The organism is Massilia agri, assembly GCF_024753255.1.
Classification (GTDB): Bacteria; Pseudomonadota; Gammaproteobacteria; order Burkholderiales; family Burkholderiaceae_D; genus Telluria; species Telluria agri.
Genome location: NZ_JANUHA010000011.1, coordinates 140,198 through 161,374, shown reverse-complemented (window position 1 = coordinate 161,374; position 21,177 = coordinate 140,198). Strand labels below are relative to the sequence as shown.

Genomic DNA, 21,177 nt, shown 5'->3' with positions numbered 1-21,177 from the left:
GGCCACCCTTACATGTTCGGGTAGTTCGGCCCGCCGCCGCCTTCCGGCGTCACCCAGACGATGTTCTGGGTCGGGTCCTTGATGTCGCAGGTCTTGCAGTGCACGCAGTTCTGGGCATTGATCTGCAGGCGATCCTTGCCTTCGTCGGTCTTGACGAATTCGTAGACGCCGGCCGGGCAGTAGCGCTGCTCGGGCCCCGCGTACTTGGCCAGGTTGACTTCGACCGGCACGCTCGGGTTCTTCAGGGTGAGGTGCACCGGCTGGTCTTCGCTGTGGTTGGTGTTCGAGATGAACACCGAGGACAGGCGGTCGAAAGTCAGCTTGCCGTCCGGCTTCGGATACACGATCGGCTTGAACTGCGACGCGGGTTTCAGGCATTCGTGGTCCGCATGCTTGTGGTGCAGGGTCCAGGGCGCCTTGCCGCGGAAGATCAGCTGGTCGATGCCGGTCATGATGGTGCCGACGTACAGGCCCTTGCTCATCCACGGCTTGAAGTTGCGCGCCACGTGCAGCTCTTCCTTCAGCCAGGACTGCTCGAAAGCGGCCGGGTAGGCGGACAGCTCGTCGTGCTGGCGGCCCTCAATCAGGGCCGCGAACGCGGCATCCGCGGCCAGCATGCCGGTCTTGATCGCGGCGTGGCTGCCCTTGATGCGGCTGGTGTTCAGGAAGCCGGCGTCGCAGCCGACGAGAACGCCGCCCGGGAAGACGGTTTTCGGCAGCGACTGCAGGCCGCCCGCGGTAATCGCACGCGCGCCATACGAGATGCGCTTGCCGCCCTCGAAGTAGTGGCGGATCGCCGGGTGGGTCTTATAGCGCTGGAATTCCTCATAGGGCGACAGGTAGGGGTTCTGGTAGGCCAGGCCCACCACGAAGCCGACCGCCACCTGGTTGTTTTCCAGGTGGTAGAGGAAGGAGCCGCCGTAGGTGTCGTTGTCGAGCGGCCAGCCGGCGGTGTGCACCACCAGCCCCGGCTTGTGCTTGGCCGGGTCGATTTCCCACAGCTCCTTGATGCCGATGCCGTAGACTTGCGGGTCACGGCCCTTGTTCAGGTCATACTTGGCCATCAGCTGGCGGCCCAGGTGGCCGCGCGAGCCTTCGGCGAAGAAGGTGTACTTGGCGTGCAGCTCCATGCCGAGCTGGAAGTCCGAACCCGGTTCGCCGTCGCGCTTGACGCCCATATTGCCGGTGGCGACACCTCTGACCGAGCCGTCCTCGTTGTACAGGATCTCGGCCGCCGGGAAGCCGGGGAAGATCTCGACGCCCAGGCTTTCCGCCTGCTGGCCCAGCCAGCGCACCACGTTGGCGAGCGAGATCACATAGTTGCCGTGGTTGGTCAGCATCTTCGGGACCATGAAGTGCGGGGTCGCGATCGCCTTCGTCTCCGTGAGGAACAGCACCTGGTCTTCCGTCACCGGAGTGTTGAGCGGTGCGCCTTTCTCTTTCCAGTCGGGGATCAGCTCGTTCAGGGCGATCGGGTCCATCACCGCGCCCGACAGGATGTGGGCGCCCAGCTCGCCGCCTTTTTCCAGCACGCAGACCGAAACCTCCTGCCCTTTTTCTGCCGCCAGCTGCTTCAGGCGGATCGCCGCGGACAGGCCCGCGGGGCCGCCGCCGACGATGACCACGTCGTACTCCATTGCTTCACGCGGTCCGTATTGTTCGAGGATATTGGTTGGCTCAGTCATGTTTTTTATAGGGGTAGAAAAAATTTAAGCACGAGTGTGCGGGTTTTTATCGACGTTTGCAACTTTGGCCGCCATTTTACGGACATTATTAGATGCGGCAATCTAATACTGATGATTTGTGTAAGATGGTGCCTTCTGTGAAGGAGGGGCGAGCGTGGGTATCGAAGTCAATTACGAAGGAAAGATCGCCATGGTCACCGGCGCCTCGAGCGGCCTGGGGGCGCGCTTCGCGAAAGCGCTGGCCGGCGCCGGCGCCCAGGTGGTGCTGGCCTCGCGCCGGGTCGAGCGCCTCAAGGAGCTGCGCGCCGAGATCGAGGCCGACGGCGGCGCCGCGCACGTGGTGCGCCTGGACGTGACCGATCTCGGCTCGATCAAGGCGGCCATCGCGCATGCCGAGACCGAGGCGGGGCCGATCGACATCCTGGTGAACAACTCGGGCGTCTCGAGCACCCAGCGCCTGCTGGACGTCACCGAGGACGACTACAACTACATCATGGACACCAACCTGCGCGGCGCCTTCTTCGTGGCGCAGCAGACCGCCAAGCGCATGATCCAGCGCGCCAAGGGCGACCCGCGCAAGCAGCACCGCATCGTCAACATCGCCTCGGTGGCGGGCCTGCGGGTGCTGCCGCAGATCGGCGTCTACTGCATGAGCAAGGCGGGCGTGGTGCAGATGACCAAGGCGATGGCGGTCGAGTGGGGCAAGTACGGCATCAACGTCAACGCCATCTGCCCTGGCTACATCGCCACCGAGATGAACGAGGACTACTTCGACACCGAGCAGGGACGCAAGCTGATCGACATGCTGCCCCGCAAGCGACCGGGCCGGCCGGAAGACCTCGACGGCCTGCTGCTCCTGCTGGCGGCGGAAGAGGCCCACTTCATCAACGGCGCCATCATCACGGCCGACGACGGGATGACGGCCCAGTGAACCTGCCTGCGACACGGGCCCACGTCCACACCATGCGCATCCCGATCCGCTGGGGCGACATGGATGCGATGGGCCACGTCAACAACACCGTCTATTTCCGCTATATCGAATCGGCGCGCATCGCCTGGCTCGGCGAGGTCGGCGCGCTGCCGGACCCGGCAGCGTCCGGCGAAGGGCCGGTGATCGTCAACGCCTACTGCAGCTTCCTGAAACAGCTCACCTATCCGGGCGAGATCGAGGTCGCCACGTTCGTGGCGCCGCCAGGACGTTCCAGCATCGAGGTGACGCACGAGATCCGCCTCGTCGGCCCGGACGGGCAGGCGGGAGCGCTGCACGCCGAAGGCGGCGCGAAGGTGGTATGGATCGACTTCAAGGCCGAGAAGTCGCGGCCCCTGCCGGAACGCCTGCGCGCGCTGCTGCCGGCCTAGCCTATCTGCATGCATACTTGCCTTGTTTTCAAGGCTGCTTGCACTTTGCTAACTTCTGAGTAATTCTTCCAGCTTTCGTGACAATCGGAGAGATTGTCCGCCGTATTGCTGTGGCAAGATCGCGCCTCCTCGATTTCGCCCCCAGCGCAGCCTGTTCAACTGTTGCAAAACGGTTGCGGCCCTGTCAGACAGTTCCTACAAGGCAAGTCGAACGATTATAATTCCGTTCAATCTGTCGCGCCGCACCATTGCGCATTTCACCTTTCCACGTAGCGAACCATGCTTGATTCCGAGGTTGTCTTTTCCATTGCGCGGCACGCCGCGTGGGCGCCTCGCCTGACGACGCAGGAGCGCTGGGCGGAGTGGGCGCGCGAGCCATGGGCCATCGAAGACGGGGAGGAGCCGAAGGTCGCCGCCATGCCCGCCATGCTGCGCCGCCGCGCCGGCTTCCTGGGCCGCATGGCCCTCGAGGTCGCCTACGAATGCCTGGGCGGGGAGAGGGACGTCCCGACCGTGTTCTGCTCGCGCCATGGCGAAGTCGCGCGCGCCGTGGAACTGCTGGGTGACCTGGCACGCGGCGAGCCGCTGTCGCCGACCGCCTTCGGCCTCGCCGTGCACAACGCCAGCGCCGGCCTGTTCTCGATCGCACGCGCCGACCGCGCCAACCATGTGGCGCTCGCCGGCGGTAGTTCCACCATCGAGCACGCGGTGATCGAAGCCTGTGGCCAGCTCGCCGACGGCGCGCCGAAGGTGCTGCTGGTCGCCTGCGACACCACGCTGCCCGATCCGCTGCGTGCATTCGAGGACTGCGAAGAACAACCCTGGGCCTTTGCCTGGACCATGGTCCCGGCAGACCTTGATGCCATCCGCCTGTCGTGGCGTGCCCAGGACGCAGGCATCGCTGCGCGCATGCCGGGCGGCCTGGAGGTGCTGCGTTTCCAGCACGGCGCCCACTCCCAACTGGTGCGCGACGCCGGCGGCAAGCGCTGGACCTGGAGCCGCCATGCTGGCTAAGCTCGGCCATGCCTGGCGCGTGTTCGCGACAGGCCTGAGTTTCGCGCTGTTCGGCCTGGGCGGCCTGATGCTGCGCGTGATCGTGTTTCCCTTGCTTGCCCTGTTCGTGCGCGAGCCGGGCGCCCGCCAGCGCGCCGCGCGCGCCACCATCAGCGCGAGCTTTCGCGCTTTTGTCGGCATCATGCGCGGCCTCGGCGTGCTGCGCTACGAGGTGCGGGGCCTGGACAAGCTCGGGCGGGAAGGGCAGCTGATCCTGGCGAACCACCCGACCCTGATCGACACCGTGTTCCTGATCGCCTTCGTGCCCAACGCCGACTGCATCGTCAAGGGTGCGCTGGTCAACAACCCGTTCACACGCGGTCCGGTGCGCGCGGCGCGCTATATCTGCAATGACCGCGGCCCCGAGCTGATCGACGACTGCATCGCCTCGCTGCGCGCGGGCGGCAACCTGATCATCTTCCCGGAAGGGACCCGCACCCCGCGCGGCGCGGTGGCGGAACTCAAGCGCGGCGCGGCCAACGTCGCCGTGCGTGGCGAACGCGCGATCACCCCGGTGGTGATCACGTGCGAACCGCCGACACTCGGCAAGGGCGACAAGTGGTGGCACGTGCCGCCGCGCCAGGCGCACTTCCGCATCGAGGTCAAGGACGATATCGGCGTGGAGCATTTTCGCGCGGACGACACCAGCGACGTGGTGGCGGCGCGCCGCCTCACCGAATACCTGCAACAGTTTTTTATGAAAGAAGGCCAGCACCATGCTTGAACAGGAAGTGAAGACGTTGATCATCGACGTCCTGCAACTCGAAGACATCACCCCGGGCGACATCGACAGCGAAGCGCCGCTGTTCGTCGAGGGCCTGGGTCTGGACTCGATCGACGCGCTGGAAATCGGCGTGGCGCTGCAGAAGCGCTATGGCATCACCCTGTCGGCGGAGTCGCAGGAAACCCGCCGCCATTTCGCCTCGGTGCGTGCGCTGGCCGCAATGATCGAAACGAACCGCAAGAAGTAAGGAAGGAATCGCCATGGTAAGCATTCACGACATGAACCGAGACGAACTGTTCACCTGGGTCGCCGACCTGCTGGCTGAGATGTTCGAACTGGACCGCGCGTCCCTGACCCCGGCATCGAATCTGTACGCCGACCTCGACATCGACAGCATCGACGCCGTCGACCTCGCGGTCAAGCTCAAGCAGATGACCGGCAAGCGCCTGCAGCCGGAAGTGTTCAAGACCATCCGCACGATCGAAGACGTGGTGGAAGCGCTCGCCGGCCTGGCCGAAGAGCAGACGGCCGCGGCCTGATTTTCACGTGATCTGGAACGTCCTGGCGGCGGCGCTGACGCTGCTGTATCCGCTGGCGATCTGGTTCGGCCACGGCAGCATCGAGCCGCGCTGGCTGGCCGGCCTGCTGCTGCTGGCGGCCGCCACGCGCCTGCCGGCGCTGAAGGTCAGCCAGGCCGCGCGCTGGACGGCGGGCGGCGCGCTGCTGCTGGTCGCCGTTGCCGTCGGGTCGAACGCCGTGCTGCCCCTGAAGCTTTATCCGGTGCTGGTCAACGTCGCCATGCTGGCCGCATTCGGCGCCAGCCTGCTTGCGGGCATGCCGATGGTCGAGCGCCTGGCGCGCCTGCGCGAGCCCGATCTGCCGCCGGCGGCCGTCGCCTATACGCGCCGCGTGACCCAGGCCTGGTGCCTGTTCTTCGCCGCCAACGGCACGATCGCGCTCGGCACCGCGCTGTTCGCCAGCGAGGCCGCCTGGTCGCTCTACAACGGCGTGATCGCCTATATTTTGATGGGCCTGATGTTCGGCGGCGAGTACCTGCTGCGCATGAGGTTCAAGCGTCTGCACCATGCCTGATCTGTTTTATCGCATCGCCACCCGTTCGCCGCAAGCCACCGCCGGCTGGCGCGCGGGCACGCCCGTGCGCCACGGCGACTTCCTGGCCCGCGTGCGCGCCTGGAGCGCGCTCGGCCGGCGCAGCGCAGCGACCCGGGTCGCGCTTTACCACGAAGACAGCCTGGAATTTGCCGCGGCATTGCTGGGCGCCTGGTTGTCCGGGAAGACCGTCTGGCTCGGCGCCGACGTGCTGCCCGCGACCTGCGTGGCGCTGGCAAGCGAGGTGGATGCCTTCTGGGGCGCCTTCCCCGTCGAGCGCTCGCCCGCCGCACCGGCGGTCGACGACGACTGGCGGGGCGAATGGGCCGTGCCGGCCGCCGGTTTCCCGGCCCTCGTCGTGTTCACGTCCGGCAGCACGGGCGCCCCGACGCCGATCCCGAAGCAGCTGTCCCAGCTGAGCAGCGAAGTCGCCGCGCTGGAGAGCCAGTTCGGTGCGCGTCTGGGCGAGGCCACCATCCTGGCAACCGTCTCGCACCAGCACATCTACGGCCTGCTGTTCCGGGTCCTGTGGCCGCTGGCCGAGGGCCGTCCGGTCCACGCCGAGCGCCACGAGTTCCCGGAAACCCTGGCGCCCGCGCTGGCGCAGGCGCCCTGCGTGCTGCTGGCCAGCCCGGCCCACCTGAAGCGCCTGCCCGAGCATCTCGACTGGCGCGCAGGCGGCAGGCAGCTGCGCGCCGTATTCTCCTCCGGCGGCATGCTGGAAGAGGCGGCGGCGCAGCACGCGGCCACGCTGCTGGGCCAGGCCCCGGTCGAGGTCTACGGCAGCTCGGAGACGGGCGGCGTGGCCTGGCGCCAGCGTGGCGTGAACGCGACCTGGACGCCGTTGCCAGGCGTGCAGTGGCGTCAGGATGCCGGCGGCCTGCTCGAAGTGCGATCCGAATTCGCCGGCCCTGGCGGCTGGCAGCGCCTGGCCGACCGCGTCGAAGCCAGCGGCGCGGGCTTCGTGCTGCGTGGCCGCGCCGACCGCATCGTCAAGATCGAAGAAAAGCGCATCTCGCTGGACGCCATCGAGGCGGCCCTGTGCGCGAGCGGCCTGGTGCGCGAAGCGAAGGTGCTGGCCGTCCCAGGCCCCGGCCGCCAGGTGCTGGCCGCCTTCGTCGTGCCGACGCCTGAAGGACAGGCCGTGCTCGAGCGGGAAGGGCGTCCGGCATTGAGCGCTCGCCTGCGCACCGTGCTGGCGGGCGGGCTGGAAGCCGTGGCGCTGCCGCGTCGCTGGCGCATTGTTCCCCGCCTGCCGGTGAACGCCCAGGGCAAGACTACCCAGGCCCTGCTGCTGGCACTGCTGGAAGAGCGTCCGCGCCTGCCCGCCGTGCGCATCCTGGAGCAGGAAGCGACGCGCATGCTCCTCGAGTTGACCGTGCCCGCGAACCTGCTGTATTTCGACGGCCACTTCAGCATCGCGCCCGTGCTGCCGGGCGTGGTGCAGGTCGATTGGGCGATCCATTATGGCCGCCGGCATTTCGGCCTGGAACCCGGGTTCAAAGGCATCAACGCCCTGAAATTCCAGCAGATGATCCGCCCGGAGCAACCGGTGCAACTCGAACTCGTGCACGAGGTGGCGAAGGCCCAGCTGCACTTCCGTTATTTCTCGGACGTTGGCGCCCACGCCAGTGGCCGCATTTTGTTGAAGACCCCATGAGCACCCTGAACAAGAAATTTTCACCTAGCCGCCAGAGCGCCTTCGAGGCCCGTTTCGAAGCCCAGAAGATCGCTTTCGCCCCGGTCGTCTTCCAGTGCGTGCGCTTCGCCTGGAAGCGCGGCATGCTGCAGGCGATCGCCGACGCCGGCGACACCGGCCTGTCGGTGGACCAGATGGCCGCGACCGGGCGCTGGACTGCCTACGCCCTGAAGCTGGTGCTCGAGACCTGCCTGTCCGCCGGCGTGGTCTATCTCGACGAGGGCCGCTACGTGCTCGACAAGGCCGGCTTCGTGATCCTGACCGATCCGATCACCCAGGTGAACATCGACTTCAACCACGACGTCTGCTACCAGGCCCTGTTCTCGCTCGAGGAGTCGCTCGACCAGGAAAAGCCGGTCGGCCTGAAGGTCTTCGGCGACTGGCCGACGGTGTACGAGGGCCTGTCCCGGCTGCCGGAAGCGGCGCGCACCAGCTGGTTCGCCTTCGATCACTACTATTCGGACACCTCCTTCCCGGACATCCTGCCCGACGTCTTCGCGACAAGCCCGCGCCGCCTGATGGACATCGGCGCCAACACCGGCAAGTTCACGCTGGCGGCACTGGCTGCCAATGAGCGCGTGGCCCTGCACCTGGTCGACCTGCCGGGCCAGCTGGCCGTGGCCGAGAAAAACCTGGAGGCCGCCGGCCTGCGCGAGCGCGCCAGCCTGCACCCGACCAATCTGCTGGATTTCGAGGCGCCGCTGCCTGGCGACATGGACCTGATCTGGATGAGCCAGTTCCTGAGCTGCTTCTCGGAAGAGGCGATCGCCAGCATCTTCCGGCGCGTCGCCGATGCACTCGGCCCGCGCGGCCAGGTGCTGGTGCTCGACACCTTCTGGGACCGCCAGCGCTACGATATCGCCGCCTACTGCCTGATCAACACCTCGCCTTACTTCACGGCGGTCGCGAGCGGCAACAGCAAGGTCTACGAGAGCGCCGACTACGTGCGCCTGGCCGAAGCGGCCGGCCTGAAGCTGGTCACCACGCGCGACAACATCGGCTATTGCCACTCGCTGCTGCGTTTCGAAAAGGCCTGAGCCGTGCTGAAGCCTTGCGTCGTCATCCCCGTCTATAACCACGAGCACGCGATCGGCAAGGTGGTGGACCAGGTGCTGGCCCACGATCTGCCCTGCATCCTCGTGGACGACGGCAGCTCCCCGGGCTGCGCCGCGGTGCTCGATGCGCTCGCCGTCAGGTACCCGGGACGCGTGGTGCTGGAGCGCCACGCCGTCAACCAGGGCAAGGGCGGGGCGGTGCTCACGGGTTTCCGCCGCGCCGAGCAGGACGGCTACAGCCACGTGCTGCAGGTCGATGCCGATGGCCAGCACAGCGTGGCCGACATCCCGCGTTTCCTCGATGCGGCGCGCGCGCGCCCGCAAGCGGTGGTTGCCGGTTGCCCGGTCTATGACGAATCGGTGCCGGCCCTGCGCCTGTACGCACGCTACCTGACCCACGTCTGGGTCTGGATCAACACGCTGTCGCTGGCGATCCGTGACTCGATGTGCGGCTTCCGCGTCTACCCGGTCGCGCCCGTGCTGGCCCTGGCCTCGCGCCGCAAGCTCGGCCTGCGCATGAACTTCGACATCGAGATCCTGGTGCGCCTGTACTGGGACGGCGTCGCGGTCGTGAACCTGCCCACGAAAGTCGGCTACCCGGAAGACGGTGTGTCCCACTTCAAGGCCTGGACCGACAACGTCCTGATCACGCGCCTGCACGTGGCCCTGTTCTTCGGGATGCTGCCGCGCATTCCCTCGCTGCTGGTCCGCACATGGCGCGCATGAACACCGCGACGGACACGCGCCACTGGGCCGCCATCAACGAAGCAAGCTTCGTGGCCGGCATGCGCCTGCTGTTCTGGGTCTGCCGGGTGTTCGGCCGCTGGCCCTTCCGCGTGTTCCTGTACCCGGTGCTGCTGTGGTACGTCGCGACCCAGGGCCGTGCGCGCCGAGTCTCGCAGGACTACCTGCGCCGCGTCGGGCAGCCGGCAGGCCTGCTTGGCGTGCTGCGCCACTTCGCTTCGTTCGCGGAATCCATCCTGGACAAGATGCTGCTGTGGGGCGGCCTGTTCGACACCTCCGGCGTGCGCATGTTCGGCGCGGAGCCTTTGCTGCAGCGCATCCGCGAGCGCAAGGGCGCCATGCTGATGTGCGCCCACCTCGGCAACCTCGACCTCTGCCGCGCGCTGTCGCTGCGCACGCCCGGCCTGAGGCTCACCGTGCTGGTGCACACCCGCCATGCCGAGGCCTTCAACGCGATGCTGGGCAAGCTCGACCCGCGCAGCCAGCTGAACCTGATGCAGGTGACCGAGATGACGCCGGCCATGGCGATGCAGCTGTCCGAGCGCATCGAACAGGGCGAGTTCATCGTCATCGCCGGCGACCGCGTGCCGGTGTCGAACAATCCGCGCGTCGCACTCGCACCATTCCTCGGGCAAACGGCCGCCTTCCCGGTCGGCCCCTACGTGATGGCGTCGGTGCTCGGCTGCCCCCTGTACACGCTGTTCGCCACCCGCCGGCAGGGCGGCCACGAATTGCACTTCGAGCGCCTGCGCGAGGAGGTGCGCCTGCCGCGCCGCGGGCGCGAGGAAGCGCTGGCGGAACTGGCGGCCGACTACGCGCGCCGTCTCGAACACCACGTCCGGCGCGCGCCGCTTGAGTGGTTCAACTTCTACGATTTTTGGCACTTACCCGATCCGGACCTTGCCCATGCAGCTCACTGACCTGAACACTCCCCAGCGCACCGTGCGCTTCGACCGCGAACGCCTGACGCTGGAAGACATCAATGCCATCGCCCGCGGCACCGCCAAACCAGTGCTGTCCGACGACCCGGTGTTCCGCGCCGCGATCGCCAGGGGCGCCGACTTCCTCGACCGCCTGCTGCGCGAGGACGGCACCATCTACGGCGTGACCACCGGCTACGGCGACTCCTGCACGGTCGAGGTGCCCCTGAACCTGGTGCCGGAGCTGCCGCACCACCTCTACACCTACCACGGTTGCGGCCTGGGCGCCTATCTGGATGCTGGCCAGACCCGCGCCGTGATGGCGGCGCGCCTGGCCTCGCTCTCGAAAGGTTTTTCGGGCGTGAGCGTGGGCCTGCTGGAACAGATCGTGCGCCTGTTCGACGCGGGCCTGCTGCCCCTGATCCCGAGCGAGGGCTCGGTGGGCGCCAGCGGCGACCTGACGCCGCTGTCGTATCTCGCCGCCGTGCTGTGCGGCGAACGCGAGGTGCTGCGTGACGGCGTGCAGGTCCCTAGCGCCCAGGCCCTGCAGGAAGCCGGCATCACCCCCTTGCGCCTGCGCCCGAAAGAGGGCCTGGCGATCATGAACGGCACCGCCGTCATGACCGGCCTGGCCTGCATCGCCTACGACCGCGCCCAGTACCTCGCGCAGCTCGTCACCCGCATCACGGCGCTGGCGTCCTTCGCCCTGGACGGCAACGACCACCACTTCGACGAGACCCTGTTCTCGGTGAAGCCGCACGCCGGCATGCAGGGCGTGGCCGCCTGGCTGCGCCAGGACCTGGAATACGCCGACCAGCTGGAACGCAACGGCAAGCGCCTGCAGGACCGCTATTCGATCCGCTGCGCCCCGCACGTGATCGGCGTGCTGGCCGATGCCTTGCCCTTCTTCCGCGACTGCATCGAGAATGAGCTGAACAGCGCCAACGACAACCCCATCATCGACGCCGAAGGCGAGCGCGTGCTGCACGGCGGCCACTTCTACGGCGGCCACATCGCCTTCGCCATGGACGGCATGAAGAACGCGGTGGCGAACCTGGCGGACCTGCTGGACCGCCAGATGGCCCTGCTGGTCGACGCCCGCTACAACGCCGGACTGCCGGCCAATTTGTCGGGCATGCAGGGTGAGCAGGCGCCGATCAACCACGGTCTCAAGGCCCTGCAGATCAGCGCGTCCGCCTGGACCGCCGAAGCGCTTAAACTCACCATGCCGGCTTCGGTGTTCTCGCGCTCGACCGAGTGCCACAACCAGGACAAGGTCAGCATGGGCACCATCGCCGCGCGCGACTGCCTGCGCGTGCTGGAACTGACCGAGCAGGTCGCGGCGGCCTTGCTCATCACCGTGCGCCAGGGCGTGTGGCTGCGCCAGCGCGTCGACCCGGCGAAGCAGCTCCCCAGCCCGCTGGCGCGCATGCTCGACCTGCTGGGCGAGGACGTCAAGCCGGTCACGGAAGACCGCCGCCTCGACCCGGACCTCAAGCTCTTGCTGGGCCGCATCCGCGACCAGGCCTGGAGCCTGTATGCGTAAGAAGAAGGAGCCGAGCCTTTGGAGTGCCGAGGCCGAGGTGCAGGTGCAGTTCTTCGACCTCGACCCGATGGAGATCGTCTGGCACGGCAACTACGTCAAGTACCTCGAGGTGGTGCGCTGCGCGCTGCTGGACAAGATCGACTACAACTACGGCCAGATGCGCGACTCCGGCTATATGTGGCCGATCATCGAGATGAACCTGCGCTACGCTGCCTCGGCCAGTTTCGGCCAGCGCCTGCTGCTGCGCGCCGAGATCGTCGAGTGGGAAAGCCGCCTGCGCATCGATTACACCGTGAGCGACGCCGCCACGGGAAAACGCCTGAACCGCGCCACCACCACCCAGGTGGCGGTCGACCTCGAGACCCGCGAGATGTGCTTCGCCTCGCCGCCCATCCTGTTCGAAAAGCTGGGAGTACCCGCACCATGAAACACTTCGTCCTCACGCTCGCGCTGGCCTGCGCCGCCTCGGTGGCCGGCGCCGCCGCGCCCGTGGCGAAAATCCAGTCCATGCTCGCCAAGCCGGAGCAGCTGTGCGGCCGCTTCGAGCAGACCAAGCAGCTGGCGGGCATGAAGAAACCGCTGGCGTCAAGCGGCCGCTTCTGCGTGGTCGCCGGCAAGGGCGTGCTGTGGCGCACCCTGAAGCCCTTCCCGAACACGCTGCGCCTGAAGCGCGACGAGATCATCCACATGCAGGGCGACCGTGTCGCCATGCGCCTGGACGCCAGCCAGGAACCGACCGTGCGCATGATCAACGGCGTGCTGTTCTCGCTGCTGGGCGGCGACCTGGGCCAGCTGGAGAACCTGTTCGAGGTGGACGGCGCGGTCACCGGCGATGCCTGGCGCGTCGCGCTCAAGGCCCGCAACCCGGCGGTGGCGAAGGCGGTCGGCGCGATCTCGCTGGAAGGCGGCGCCTATGTGCACAGCATCCACATGGTCGATGCCGGCGGTGACAAGACCGACATCGTCTTCAGCGACATCAAGACCGGCCCGCAAGCCCTCCTGCCTGAAGAGGCGGCCCAGTTGTGAACCTGCAACGCCGCCTCGCCCTGGCCTGGGCCCTGGTCGTCTGCCTGCTGCTGGGCCATAACGCCTGGCTCTGGCTGGACCGGCGCATCACGCCCGACACCGACATCCTGGCGCTACTGCCGGCGGAGCAGCGCGACCCGGTGCTGCAGCAGTCCTTCTCCCATATGGTGGACAGCGCCCAGCAGCGGGTGGTGGTGCTGGTCGGGGCAGGGGAGTGGGATGAGGCGGTGCGCGCCGCGCAGGCTTTCCGTACGACCCTGGCCCCGCACACGGCCCTCCTCGCGCCCGACGCGGCGAGCGGCGAAGCCCAGGCCAACTGGCTGGCCAGCCTGCAGCCGCATGCGACCCTGCTCGTCGCCGCCGAACAGGAAAAGCAGCTGCGCGAGCAGCCGCAGCGCTTCTGGGTCGACTCCGCCCTGGCGCGCCTGTACAGCGCCTTCTCCGGCCCGAAGCTGGGCAGCTTCCGCGACGACCCCTTCGGCCTGTTCGCAGGCTGGGCCCAGGAACGCGCCGGCGAGACGCCGGTGCGTCCGCGCGACGGCGAGCTGTTCGTGGCCGGCGAGGGCCGCGAATACGTCCTGCTGACCTTCACCCTGGCCCAGTCGGCCTTCTCGCTGTCGAACCAGGAGGCCGTGGCGCCGCTGCTGGACAAGGCGAGCCAGGCGGCGCAGGCCGCGGTGCCGACCGCCGAAGTGATCAAGGCCGGCGTGATCCTGCACGCGGCGGCGGCTGGCCGCCAGGCGAGTCGCGAAATCCACACCATCGGCGTGGGCTCCATGCTCGGCATCGTGCTGCTCACCTGGCTGACCTTCCGCTCGATCAAGCCGGTGACGCTCACCGTGCTGGCGGTCGGCGTCGGCTTCCTGGGCGCGCTCTCGCTGTGCTGGCTGCTGTTCGGCCGCATCCACCTGCTCACCTTGGTGTTCGGCGCGAGCCTGATCGGCGTGGCGCAGGACTATGGCATCTACTTCCTCTGCCATCGTCTCGGGGCCGACCCGGCGCTCGATTCGCCGCGCCTGCTGCGCCGCCTGCTGCCCGGCCTCGGCCTGACGCTGCTGGCGGCCGTGATCGGCTACATGGGCCTGGCCCTGACCCCGTTCCCGGGCCTGCGCCACATGGCCGTGTTCTCGGGCCTCGGCCTGGTGTTCGCCTGGCTGACCGTGGTGTGCTGGTTCCCGGCGCTGATCCACGGCCACTCCTTGCGCGCCGGCCCGCTGGCGCGCGGCTACGGCGCCTTTGTGAAGCGCTGGCCGCGCCTGTCCGGCGGCCTGCTGCCGATGCTGGTGGTGGCGGTGCTGGCTGGCTTCGCCGCGCTGGGCCTGTCGCGCCTGGACGTGAACGACGACATCCGCTCGCTGCAATCCTCGCCGCCTGAACTGGTGCGTGACCAGATCAAGCTGGGCAAGCTGCTCGACGCCCCGAGCCCGGTGCAGTATTACCTGGTGCGCGGAGCCACGAGCGAACAGGTACTCCAGCGCGAAGAAGCGCTCAAGCGCCGCCTGGACTCGCTGGTTGCAGAAGGCGATATCGCCGGTTACCAGGCGCTGTCGAACTGGGTCCCGTCGCAGCAGGCCCAGGCCGCGAGAATGAAGCTGGTCGAGGACAAGCTGCTGGGCGCCAAGGGCCCGCTGGCCGTCCTGGGACAGGAGATCGGCGAGGACGCCGGCTGGGCCGCGGAGACTGCCGCGCACCTGCGCAGCACCGCCGCGCCGATGCAGGTCGACGCCTTCCTCAAGACGCCGGCCGCCGAACCATGGCGCCACCTGTGGATCGGCGAGACGGAGGGCGTCCACGCCAGCATCGTCGCCCTGCGCGGCATGCGCTACGTCGCCATTCCCCAGCTGGCCCAGGCGGCCGAAGGCCTGGCGGGCGTGCAGTGGGTCGACAAGGTCGGCGGCATCTCCTCGGTGCTCGGCAAGTACCGCGCCTACATGGGCTGGGTCGTGCTGGGCGCCTACGCGATCGTGTTCGCGGTGCTGCTGCCGCGCTACCGCGGCCGCACCTGGCGCGTGCTGGCGCCCACGCTTGCCGCCAGCATCCTGGCGCTGGCGCTGCTTGGCCTCACCGGCCAGCACCTGCAACTGTTCCACGTGCTCGCCCTGATGCTGCTGCTGGGCGTGGGCGTCGACTACGGCATCTTCCTGCAGGAGGATTCCGGCCATGGCGACGACGCGCCCTGGCTCGCCGTGGGCCTGTCGGCCGCCAGCACCATCCTGTCCTTTGGCCTCCTGGCCCTGAGCGGCACGCCGGCGCTGCGGGCCTTCGGCCTGACCATGCTGGCCGGGACGGCCCTGGTCTGGCTGATCGCTCCCTGCTTCATTGTCAACAAGGAGGAAGTCCATGCGACGCCTGTCCTGGCTTGAACGCGCCATTCCCTTCGCCAGCGCGCTGCTGCTGGCCGCCTGCACCGCGACGGCGCCAACGCCCGCGCGCCTCGGCCTGCGCCTGGCGCCTGCCGCCCTGGGCGAAACGATCAGCGTGCAGCAGCACCTGACCGTCGAGCGCGACGGCAAGACCAACGACCTCGACGCCGCACTGGAGGTGGACGGGAAGAACATCAACCTGGTCGGCCTGGCCCTTGGCATGCGCGTGCTGAGCCTGGACTACGACGGCCGCGAGATCACCGAATGGCGCCATCCGATGCTGCCCAGCCAGGTGAAGGCCGCCGACGTGCTGGAAGACCTGCAGCTGACCCTGTGGCCGGTCGAGGCGATCGCGAAGGCGCTGCCCACGGGCTGGACGATCGAGGAGCAGGGCCTGCGCCGCACCCTGCGCCGCGACGGCGAAGTGGTCGCGACCATCGATTACAGCGGCATGCCGCGCTGGCAGGGCAAGGCCGTGCTGGACAATGTGCGCTACAAATACCGGCTGACCGTGGTGTCGGCCGAATGAGGAACCCATGCTGTACCTGAACGAATGCGCGCTGCTGTGCGCGCTTGGAAGCGACGTGGCGACGATCCGCCGCCGCCTGCTGGTCGAGGCCGAGAGCGGCCTCGAGGAAAGTAGCGCCTGCTCGCCTGGCCGCATGCTGCCGCTCGGCCGCGTGAAGGCCGCACTGCCCCCGGTGGACTACCTGCCGCTTCCCCTGCGCAGCCGCAACAACCAGCTGGCCCTGGCCGCGCTGGCGCAGATCCGCCCGGCGGTCGATGCCGCCGTCGCCCGCCACGGCGCCCACCGCGTCGCCGTCATCCTCGGCACCAGCACCTCCGGTGTCGGCGAAACGGAAGACGCCATCGCGGCGCATGTGAACACGGGCGAACTGCCGCAAGGCTTCCACTACGGCCAGCAGGAGATGGCGTCCTGCGCCGAGCTGCTGGCGCGCGAACTGGGCGTGACCGGTCCGGCCTATGTCCATTCGAGCGCCTGCTCCTCGAGCGCCAAGGCGCTGGCCAGCGCCGCGCGCCTGATCCGCATGGGCCTGGTCGACGCTGTCCTGACGGGCGGCGTCGACACCCTGTGCGGCTTCACCGTGGCCGGCTTCAGTGCGCTGGAGTCGGTCAGCGACACGCGCTGCCATCCGCTGGGCGAAGGCCGCAAGGGCATCAATATCGGCGAAGGCGCGGCGCTCTTCCTCATGAGCCGGGAACCGTCCGCGGTCGCCCTGTGTGGCTGGGGCGAATCGTCCGACGGGCACCATATGTCGGCCCCTGACCCGGAAGGCGGCGGCGCCCGCATCGCCATGGCGGAAGCCTTGAAGCGCGCGGGCATCAAGCCGGGCGACGTCGACTACATCAACCTGCACGGCACTGCGACGCAGCAGAACGATGCGATGGAGTCGCGCGCCGTCGAGGTCCTGTTCGGCCTGGACGTCGCGGTCAGCTCGACCAAGCCGTTCACCGGCCACACGCTGGGCGCCGCCGGCGCGATCGAGGCAGCCTTCTGCTGGCTGGCGATGCAGGACGATAACCCGGAGGGCCTGCTGCCGCCCCACCTGTGGAACGGCGCACCCGATCCGGCGCTGCCGGGCTTGAGGGTGGCGGGGAAGGGCGCGCGCCTCGGTCGTCCGATCCGCTATGCGCTCAGCAATTCCTTCGCCTTCGGCGGCTCCAACGCCAGCCTGGTCTTCGGGAGAACGCGATGAGCGAGATCGACATCCACAGCCTGGTCCCGCATAGCGGCGCCATGTCCCTGCTGGGCCGCTTCCTCGACGCCGACGACGAGAGCCTGCGCGCCGAGGTGGTCGTCAACGAAGAGACCATGTTCTGCACCGGCGGCGAAGTCGGCGCCTGGGTCGGGGTCGAGTACATGGCGCAGGCCGTGGCGGCCCACGCCGGCTGGTGCGCGCGTTTGCGCGGCGAACCGGTGCGCGTCGGCTTCCTGCTGGGCAGCCGCAAGTACGCCTGCAGCGTGGCATGCTTCCCGGTGGGCAGCGTATTGAAGATCGAGGTGCGGCGTGCGCTGCAGGGCGAGAACGGCCTGGGCGCATTCGATTGCCGCATCGAGGACGGGACGGGCGCCGAGTTGGCGACCGCCACCATCACCGTCTTCCAGCCACATAATGTTGAAGAGTTTTTGCAACGGAGTTCCGTATGAGTAGTATCCAGAAAAGCGTGCTGGTGACGGGATCGTCGCGCGGCATCGGCAAGGCCATCGCGCTGCGTCTCGCGCGCGACGGCTACCAGGTGGTCGTGCATTGCCGCAGCCGGCGCGAAGAAGCCGATGCGGTGGCAAGCCAGATCGTGGCGGGCGGCGGCGCGGCGCGCGTGCTGCAGTTCGACATCGGCGAGCGCGAGGCCACGGCCAGTGCCCTGGCCGCCGACATCGAAGAACATGGCTGCTACTACGGCGTGGTCTGCAACGCCGGCGTGGCGCGCGACACCGCCTTCCCGGCGATGACGGGCGAGGAGTGGGACCAGGTACTGGGCACCAACCTGGACGGTTTCTTCAATGTGTTGAATCCCCTCGTCATGCCCATGGTCCAGCGCCGCAAGCCCGGCCGCATCGTCACCATGGCGTCGGTCTCGGGCCTGATCGGCAACCGCGGCCAGGTCAACTACAGCGCGGCCAAGGCCGGCATCATCGGCGCCACCAAGGCGCTGGCGCTCGAACTGGCCAAGCGCGACATCACGGTCAATTGCGTGGCGCCCGGCCTGATCGAGACCGACATGATCGCCGATGTGCCAATGGACGAAGCCCTGAAACTGGTGCCGGCGCGCCGCGTCGGCCGTCCCGAAGAGGTGGCGGCCGCCGTCAGCTACCTGATGTCCGAGGATGCCGGCTACGTCACCCGCCAGGTGCTGTCGGTGAACGGAGGTCTCGCATGAAGAAGCGCGTCGTCGTCACCGGCATGGCCGGTATCAGCCCTCTGGGCAACGACTGGCCCACGATCCGGGCACGCCTGGGCGAGTACCGTAACGCCATCGTACACATGGAAGACTGGGTCGCCTACGAGGGCCTGAACACCCAGCTGGGCGCGCCGGCAGCGCCTTTCGAGCTGGGCAAGCGCTACGACCGCAAGTCGATCCGCAGCATGGGCCGCGTGGCCCTGCTGGCGACCCGCGCCACCGAGCTGGCATTGGCGGATGCCGGCCTGCTCGACCACCCGCTCCTGAAGAGCGGGCAGATGGGCATTTCCTTCGGCTCGTCGGCCGGCACCCCGAGCGCGATCGGCGACTTCGGCCGCATGATGGAGGAGCGCACCACGCGCGGCATCAACGCCACCACCTACATCAAGATGATGGCGCACACCGCGCCGGTGAACATCGGCGTGTTCTTCGGCGTCACCGGACGCGTCGTCACCACCTCGTCGGCCTGCACCTCGGGTAGCCAGGGCATCGGCTACGCTTTCGAAGCGATCCAGAGCGGCAAGCAGATCGCCATGATCGCCGGCGGCGCCGAGGAACTCGACGCCACCGAGGCGGCGGTGTTCGACACCCTGTTCGCCACCAGCACCCGCAACACCGCCCCCGAGACCACGCCATCGCCTTTCGACAAGGGACGCGACGGTCTGGTGATCGGCGAGGGCGCCGGCTGCCTGATCCTGGAAGAACGCGAGCACGCCCTGGCTCGCGGCGCCACCATCTACGCGGAACTGGTGGGCTTCGGCACCAACAGCGACGGCACCCATGTGACCCAGCCGAACGCGGCGACCATGCAGCAGGCCATGGAGCTGGCGCTGGACGACGCCGGCCTGGCGCCCGAGGCGATCGGCTACGTCAACGCGCACGGCACCGCGACCGCCCAGGGCGACCTGGCCGAGTCGCAGGCGACCAATGCGGTGTTCGGCAGCCGCATGCCGATCAGCTCCCTGAAGAGCTATATGGGCCACACCCTGGGCGCCTGCGGCGCGCTGGAAGCCTGGATCAGCATCCAGATGATGCGCGAAGGCTGGTTCGCGCCGACCCTGAACCTGAACGAGGTCGACCCGGCCTGCGGCGAACTCGATTACATCCGCGGCGAAGGCCGCCGGATCGACTGCGAGTACGTCATGACCAACAATTTTGCGTTCGGCGGCATTAACACGTCGCTGATTTTTAAGAAGTAGTCCAACCGAGGAAAAGAAGATGAAAAAACTTGCACTGTCCATCGCCATCACCGCCGCCGCCATCGCCGCAGTCGCACCTGCCCAGGCACGCGACAACAAGATGATGATGTCGATCGAAAACGCGATGAACGACAACGACGCCCGTAACCGCCTCGGCGACAGCGTCAAGTTCTACTTCGGCAAGCAGAAGACCCCGGCCATCGCCCAGAAACTCAGCACCGACCAGACCAGCCAGAAGACCAACTCCTTCGGCAAGACCCCGGAAAAGGCCTGCAACTGGGCCTTCCTGTCGGCCATGCTGCGCCTGCAGGCGCGCGCCAAGGAACTGAATGCGGACGCGGTGGTGAACATCGTCAGCAACTACAAGAACGTCGAGAATTCGAGCGACACCGAGTTCGAATGCCATGACGGCACGATGATGACCGGCGTCGCCCTGAAGGGTGACTTCGTCAAGCTGAAATAAGCAAGTCGTGACGATGGCGGCGCCGCGACGCACGCTCGTCTGGCTGGCGGAGGCCGCCACTTTGAGCGCGGACACGCTGGCCGCCTGCGCCGGCTGGCTCGGCCCGGACGAGCGCCAGCGCCTTGCGCGCTTCGTGCGCGCCGAGCGGCGTACCCAGTTCCTCGGGGGGAGAGTGCTTCTGCGCCGTGCCCTGAGCGAACTGCTTGGCGTGCCGCCTCGCGCCATTGAACTGCAGGAGCGGCCCGGCCTCGGCCCGGCGCTGCTCCTCCCGGCGGCGCCCGCCGTCGGCTTCAGCATCTCCCACAGCGGCAACTGGATCGCCTGCGCGGCCAGCACGGAAACGGCGCTCGGCCTCGATATCGAGCGCATCGATCCTGGACGCGATGTGGTGCGCCTGGCGGAGCAGGCGTTCACGCCGGAACAAACCGCGCGGCTGGCAGCCTGCGAGGGTGCGGAGCGGATCGATCTGTTCTACCGGCTGTGGTGCGAACACGAGGCCAGCATCAAGCTGGCATCGCCCGTTGGAAAAATGTATGGCGTCGGACGTCCCGGACTGTGCGGCGCGCTGGCATGCGCTACGCCCCTGGCGGCAGACCCTGTCGTCGAGTTCGCAAGCTTTGCTTGACGTCCTCAACGCGCTCCGACCAGCTTGTGCACCAGCTCGGATGAAGTCGATGCCGAGAACTTGCGCATCAGGCTGGCCCGGTGCATCTCCACCGTACGCGGGCTGAGGTCGGTCTCGCGCGCGATGATCTTGCTGGTCTTGCCCTCGACCAGCAGCGCCGCGATCTCGCGCTCGCGCGGGGTCAGTTCGGCCGATACCGGCCGCTTCTCGCTCACGTCCTCGAAGGTCCATACGCCCGCGCCCAGCGGCTGGGCCGGGTCGAGCGCGCGTCCGGTCACGTGGCACCAGAACAGTTCGCCATTCGCGCGGCGCATGATGCGCTCGTCCGAATACCGGCCCTTGGCGTTCATGATCGGCACGATGCGGTCGCCAGTACGCAGGAACTCGTCCATTGTCGGGTAGAGCACGCTGAACGACTGATTACGGAGCTTGTCCGGGGAATAGCCGAACATGGCCGCCAGCGCCTGGTTACACGAGCGGATCACGCGATCCTGTGACACGCACATGCCCACCGGCGCATGCTGGAATATCATCTCGTAATCGATGGAGCCAGCCTGGCTCATGTGATCTGGGTCGACTGCTCGGTTCATGGGACGTCTCGCCCGTAGTTCTACGGTATTGTTATTCGGTACAGCGTATTTTATGCTGAGACTCTACTCTGCATCACAGAAGAGCTTTCGCTTA

Annotated in this window: 24 protein-coding genes; 22 read left to right on the top strand and 2 right to left on the bottom strand. The window is 67.7% G+C overall.

From position 1 onward, the window contains the following. Nucleotides 1–8: 8 nt before the first annotated feature. A complete protein-coding gene (locus tag NX780_RS16440) occupies nt 9–1,685 on the bottom strand; it encodes an electron transfer flavoprotein-ubiquinone oxidoreductase (RefSeq protein WP_258828950.1) in 1,677 nt (558 codons plus the stop codon). 154 nt (nt 1,686–1,839) lie between these two features. Here NX780_RS16440 and NX780_RS16435 point away from each other — a divergent pair, with 154 nt between their 5' ends. The 22 genes from NX780_RS16435 to NX780_RS16330 all read left to right on the top strand — a co-directional run bounded on the left by NX780_RS16435 (nt 1,840) and on the right by NX780_RS16330 (nt 20,493). Beyond that, entirely contained in the window at nt 1,840–2,616 is a 777-nt protein-coding gene (locus NX780_RS16435) for an SDR family oxidoreductase (protein WP_258828949.1), read from the top strand. A 32-nt stretch (nt 2,617–2,648) separates the two neighbouring features. Further along, nucleotides 2,649–3,044: an acyl-CoA thioesterase gene (locus NX780_RS16430; protein ID WP_258828967.1), complete on the top strand. Its 396-nt coding sequence runs from the start codon at nt 2,649–2,651 to the stop codon at nt 3,042–3,044. A 279-nt stretch (nt 3,045–3,323) separates the two neighbouring features. Beyond that, on the top strand, nt 3,324–4,058 hold the full coding sequence (locus NX780_RS16425; protein WP_258828948.1) for a beta-ketoacyl synthase chain length factor: 735 nt from the start codon (nt 3,324–3,326) through the stop codon (nt 4,056–4,058). After that, entirely contained in the window at nt 4,048–4,821 is a 774-nt protein-coding gene (locus NX780_RS16420; protein WP_258828947.1) for a lysophospholipid acyltransferase family protein, read from the top strand. Before NX780_RS16425 ends, NX780_RS16420 begins: the two co-directional genes overlap by 11 nt. Then, entirely contained in the window at nt 4,814–5,068 is a 255-nt protein-coding gene (locus NX780_RS16415; RefSeq protein ID WP_258828946.1) for a phosphopantetheine-binding protein, read from the top strand. The genes NX780_RS16420 and NX780_RS16415 overlap by 8 nt, the downstream gene beginning before the upstream one ends. A gap of 31 nt (nt 5,069–5,099) precedes the next feature. After that, nucleotides 5,100–5,360: an acyl carrier protein gene (locus NX780_RS16410; RefSeq protein ID WP_258828945.1), complete on the top strand. Its 261-nt coding sequence runs from the start codon at nt 5,100–5,102 to the stop codon at nt 5,358–5,360. Between the two features lie 7 nt (nt 5,361–5,367). Continuing rightward, nucleotides 5,368–5,913 (top strand): COG4648 family protein, encoded by a 546-nt coding sequence (locus NX780_RS16405; RefSeq protein ID WP_258828944.1) that lies wholly within the window; start codon nt 5,368–5,370, stop codon nt 5,911–5,913. Then, a complete protein-coding gene (locus NX780_RS16400) occupies nt 5,906–7,591 on the top strand; it encodes an ApeI family dehydratase (RefSeq protein ID WP_258828943.1) in 1,686 nt (561 codons plus the stop codon). The genes NX780_RS16405 and NX780_RS16400 overlap by 8 nt, the downstream gene beginning before the upstream one ends. After that, the gene (locus tag NX780_RS16395; RefSeq protein WP_258828942.1) at nt 7,588–8,667 is read left to right on the top strand and encodes a class I SAM-dependent methyltransferase; all 1,080 of its coding nucleotides are present in this window, start codon (nt 7,588–7,590) and stop codon (nt 8,665–8,667) included. The genes NX780_RS16400 and NX780_RS16395 overlap by 4 nt, the downstream gene beginning before the upstream one ends. 6 nt (nt 8,668–8,673) lie before the next feature. Next, a complete protein-coding gene (locus NX780_RS16390; RefSeq protein ID WP_258828966.1) occupies nt 8,674–9,411 on the top strand; it encodes a glycosyltransferase family 2 protein in 738 nt (245 codons plus the stop codon). Next, complete coding sequence (locus NX780_RS16385) at nt 9,408–10,349, top strand: lysophospholipid acyltransferase family protein (protein ID WP_258828941.1); 942 nt, start codon at nt 9,408–9,410, stop codon at nt 10,347–10,349. Before NX780_RS16390 ends, NX780_RS16385 begins: the two co-directional genes overlap by 4 nt. After that, on the top strand, nt 10,336–11,895 hold the full coding sequence (locus NX780_RS16380; protein ID WP_258828940.1) for an HAL/PAL/TAL family ammonia-lyase: 1,560 nt from the start codon (nt 10,336–10,338) through the stop codon (nt 11,893–11,895). Before NX780_RS16385 ends, NX780_RS16380 begins: the two co-directional genes overlap by 14 nt. Beyond that, nucleotides 11,888–12,322, top strand: coding sequence for an acyl-CoA thioesterase (locus NX780_RS16375; RefSeq protein WP_258828939.1), 435 nt, complete (start codon nt 11,888–11,890; stop codon nt 12,320–12,322). The genes NX780_RS16380 and NX780_RS16375 overlap by 8 nt, the downstream gene beginning before the upstream one ends. Further along, on the top strand, nt 12,319–12,921 hold the full coding sequence (locus tag NX780_RS16370) for an outer membrane lipoprotein carrier protein LolA (RefSeq protein WP_258828938.1): 603 nt from the start codon (nt 12,319–12,321) through the stop codon (nt 12,919–12,921). Before NX780_RS16375 ends, NX780_RS16370 begins: the two co-directional genes overlap by 4 nt. Then, nucleotides 12,918–15,284: an MMPL family transporter gene (locus tag NX780_RS16365; RefSeq protein ID WP_258828937.1), complete on the top strand. Its 2,367-nt coding sequence runs from the start codon at nt 12,918–12,920 to the stop codon at nt 15,282–15,284. The genes NX780_RS16370 and NX780_RS16365 overlap by 4 nt, the downstream gene beginning before the upstream one ends. Beyond that, the gene (locus NX780_RS16360; RefSeq protein ID WP_258828936.1) at nt 15,262–15,813 is read left to right on the top strand and encodes a DUF3261 domain-containing protein; all 552 of its coding nucleotides are present in this window, start codon (nt 15,262–15,264) and stop codon (nt 15,811–15,813) included. Before NX780_RS16365 ends, NX780_RS16360 begins: the two co-directional genes overlap by 23 nt. 7 nt (nt 15,814–15,820) lie before the next feature. Beyond that, on the top strand, nt 15,821–17,002 hold the full coding sequence (locus tag NX780_RS16355; protein ID WP_258828935.1) for a beta-ketoacyl-ACP synthase: 1,182 nt from the start codon (nt 15,821–15,823) through the stop codon (nt 17,000–17,002). Continuing rightward, nucleotides 16,999–17,454 carry a hotdog family protein gene (locus NX780_RS16350; protein ID WP_258828934.1) on the top strand — a complete coding sequence of 152 codons (456 nt, stop codon included), beginning with the start codon at nt 16,999–17,001 and terminating at the stop codon, nt 17,452–17,454. The genes NX780_RS16355 and NX780_RS16350 overlap by 4 nt, the downstream gene beginning before the upstream one ends. Next, nucleotides 17,451–18,185, top strand: a complete 735-nt coding sequence (fabG, locus tag NX780_RS16345; protein WP_258828933.1) for a 3-oxoacyl-ACP reductase FabG — start codon at nt 17,451–17,453, stop codon at nt 18,183–18,185. The genes NX780_RS16350 and fabG overlap by 4 nt, the downstream gene beginning before the upstream one ends. Beyond that, on the top strand, nt 18,182–19,405 hold the full coding sequence (locus tag NX780_RS16340) for a beta-ketoacyl-ACP synthase (protein WP_258828932.1): 1,224 nt from the start codon (nt 18,182–18,184) through the stop codon (nt 19,403–19,405). The genes fabG and NX780_RS16340 overlap by 4 nt, the downstream gene beginning before the upstream one ends. 19 nt (nt 19,406–19,424) lie before the next feature. After that, nucleotides 19,425–19,868 (top strand): excinuclease ATPase subunit, encoded by a 444-nt coding sequence (locus tag NX780_RS16335; protein ID WP_258828931.1) that lies wholly within the window; start codon nt 19,425–19,427, stop codon nt 19,866–19,868. A 13-nt stretch (nt 19,869–19,881) separates the two neighbouring features. Continuing rightward, nucleotides 19,882–20,493, top strand: coding sequence for a 4'-phosphopantetheinyl transferase family protein (locus NX780_RS16330; RefSeq protein WP_258828965.1), 612 nt, complete (start codon nt 19,882–19,884; stop codon nt 20,491–20,493). A 5-nt stretch (nt 20,494–20,498) separates the two neighbouring features. Here the strand turns inward: NX780_RS16330 and NX780_RS16325 are convergent, their stop codons facing one another. Then, a complete protein-coding gene (locus NX780_RS16325) occupies nt 20,499–21,083 on the bottom strand; it encodes a LuxR C-terminal-related transcriptional regulator (RefSeq protein WP_370663619.1) in 585 nt (194 codons plus the stop codon). Nucleotides 21,084–21,177: the final 94 nt, after the last annotated feature.